Origin of the sequence: Brevibacterium picturae (assembly GCF_030453725.1) — a bacterium.
In the GTDB taxonomy this organism is placed as follows: Bacteria; Actinomycetota; Actinomycetes; order Actinomycetales; family Brevibacteriaceae; genus Brevibacterium; species Brevibacterium sandarakinum_A.
Map to the genome: position 1 here is coordinate 1 of NZ_JAKDJU010000285.1, position 2,576 is coordinate 2,576.

2 protein-coding genes are annotated in these 2,576 nt (G+C 63.9%); both read right to left on the reverse strand.

The window, feature by feature from the left end; genetic code table 11:
• Positions 1-1,766: 2-isopropylmalate synthase (gene leuA / locus L0G76_RS15590; RefSeq protein WP_304358047.1), on the reverse strand; the 1,766-nt coding region annotated here is incomplete at its 3' end.
• Positions 1,767-2,000: 234 nt separating this feature from the next.
• The coding region (locus L0G76_RS15595) for a DUF6636 domain-containing protein (RefSeq protein WP_304358048.1) at positions 2,001-2,576 on the reverse strand (576 nt) is incomplete at its 5' end.

A 2,576-nucleotide genomic window follows, 5' to 3' on the forward strand; every position in this document is an offset into this window, starting at 1 on the left:
TCGCGCTCTCCATCTCGATCGCGGGCGGCACGGTTGACCGCCGAGACGACGGCCTTGAGTGAGGCCTTCGTGATGTTGGAGTGCAGTCCCGCACCCCAGACCACGCGGTCTTCGACTGCGAGCTCGACGTAGGCCGCGGCCATGGTGTCGGCGCCCGAGCCGATGGCGTGCTCGGTGTAGTCCTGGAGACGGACATCGACATCGAAGTTGTCGATGAGCACCTTCACCAGCGCATCGATCGGCCCCTTGCCGCGACCTTCGTAGCTGCGCTCCTGGCCGTCGACGATGAGATCGACCTCGACGCGCTCCGATGTTCCCGAGTCGTCGACCGTGCCGGAGTCGGTGCGCAGTCCCACGATCTGGAATCGGCCCCAGGTAGTGTCCGGATCGTCGCTGGGCAGGTACTCGTAGTTGAAGATGCGGCGTATCTCCTCGGCGGAGACCTCTCCCCCACCTTCGGTGTGTGCCTGGACGGCACGGGAGAACTCGACCTGCATCCTGCGCGGCAGATCCAGACCGTACTCGCTCTTGAGCAGATAGGTGACTCCACCCTTGCCGGATTGGGAGTTCACCCGGATGATCGCCTCATAGGAGCGGCCCAGATCCTTGGGATCGACAGGCAGGTAGGGCATGTCCCACTCCATCAGGTCGACGGGCACACCCTGGTCGTTCGCCCGCTTCTCACGATCGGCGAAGGCCTTGTTGATGGCGTCCTGGTGGGACCCGGAGAACGAGGTGAAGACGAGGTCGCCGCCGTAGGGGTGTCGCTCGTGGACACCGATCTGGTTGCATTCGGTGACGGTGTGGATGACCTCGTCGATATTCGAGAAGTCGAGCTCGGGGTCGACGCCCTGCGTGTAGAGGTTCAGGGCCACGGTCACGAGGTCGAGGTTTCCGGTCCGTTCGCCGTTGCCGAAGAGGCAGCCTTCGATCCTATCGGCACCTGCCATGATGCCCATCTCCGCCGCGGCGACACCGGTGCCGCGATCATTGTGGGGGTGCAGGGACACAGCCACCTCGTCGCGGTAGGGCATGTTCCGGCAGAACCATTCGATCTGGTCGGCGTAGGTGTTCGGGGTGCCGCGCTCGACCGTGGCGGGCAGGTTGACGACCGTCTCGCGCCCGGAGGCCGGCTGCCACATGTCGAGGACGTTGCCGACGATGTCGAGAGCGAACTCGGGTTCGGTGTCGACGAAGATCTCGGGTGAGTACTGGTATCCGAAGTCCGCGTCGCCGAGGAGCGACTCGGCGTGCTTCATGACCGCCTGGGTGCCGCGAGTGGCGATGTCGCGGGTCTCGTCGAAGCCTTCGCCGTCGAAGCCGAACACCACCTTGCGGAAGACCGGTGCGGTCGCGTTGTAGAGGTGGACGGTCGGCTTCTGCGCGCCGACGAGGGATTCGACGGTGCGTTCGATGAGGTCCTCACGGGCCTGGGTGAGCACCGAGATGCGCACATCGTCGGGGATGGCGTCCTGTTCGATGATCTCGCGCACGAAGTCGAAATCGACCTGGCTGGCTGCGGGGAATCCGACCTCGATCTCCTTGAAGCCGAGCCTGACGAGGAGGTCGAACATCTTGCGCTTGCGCTCGGGTGTCATCGGATCGATGAGCGCCTGGTTGCCGTCGCGCAGATCGGTGCTCAGCCAGCGCGGAGCCTTCCGGATCAGGTTGTCCGGCCATGTGCGGTCCCGCATATCGAGGGCGATGCGGTCCTGGAAGGACTTGTATTTGCCGAATGGCATGGGGGTCGGCTTCTGCAGTTTCATAGTTCCTCAATCGTTGATCGTGTGCTTCTTCAGCATAGGAAAAACTCCGCGACGAGCGTGCTGTCCGATCAGGACTCGTCGCGGCAAGGAAGGAGGAGCAACCTGTGAGCCACACATTCAACATAGCCCCGGTTGCCTCATCCGTCCCACACCTGTCCAAATCCTAAGACAGTGGTCTTGATCTCGCCGAGGTGGCCCGCCTGCGGTCCGCACCGGCAAGACGCGCTGTCGGCCCTAGTCGAGGAAATCGACCGAGGCACGTCGCATGGTGAAGCCGACACCGCTCTCATCGGACTTGCACGTCATGCCCTCGCGGGTCGATGTGCAGGTCATCCCCTCGGCAGTGATCGATTCGCCGTAGCCGAGCACTCGGGCCGGGCCGGTCGACCCTGGTGCCTCGCGGCATGAGAAGCCGGCACCTTTCTCATTGGCCACGACGGCCCCTCCCCAATTCTCCAGCTGGCAGTCATCGGGCTTTTCAGGGGCCTTGTAGTTGAAGGAAGCGATCACACACCTGGCACGTTCCGAGTCGATCGTGCAGGAGATGTTGCCGGAGGGAGAGTTGAACGATTCCACAGCGACAGGCGGCGTCGAGTTCTTCGGCCCGTCGGTCTCGGAGTCGGCGCCGTCGGAGGGCACCTGTGAGGATGTTCCGGAGGCCGTGTCGTCCTTGCCCTGGGTTGCGTCCCATGCAATGTATCCGACGATGCCGACTGCGATGATCAGGGCGATCGCTGCCAGCGCCCAGAGCCAGCCCGGCACCTTCTTGGTCCCGGGATCACGTCGGTAGGGTCCGCCAGGACCTGCTGG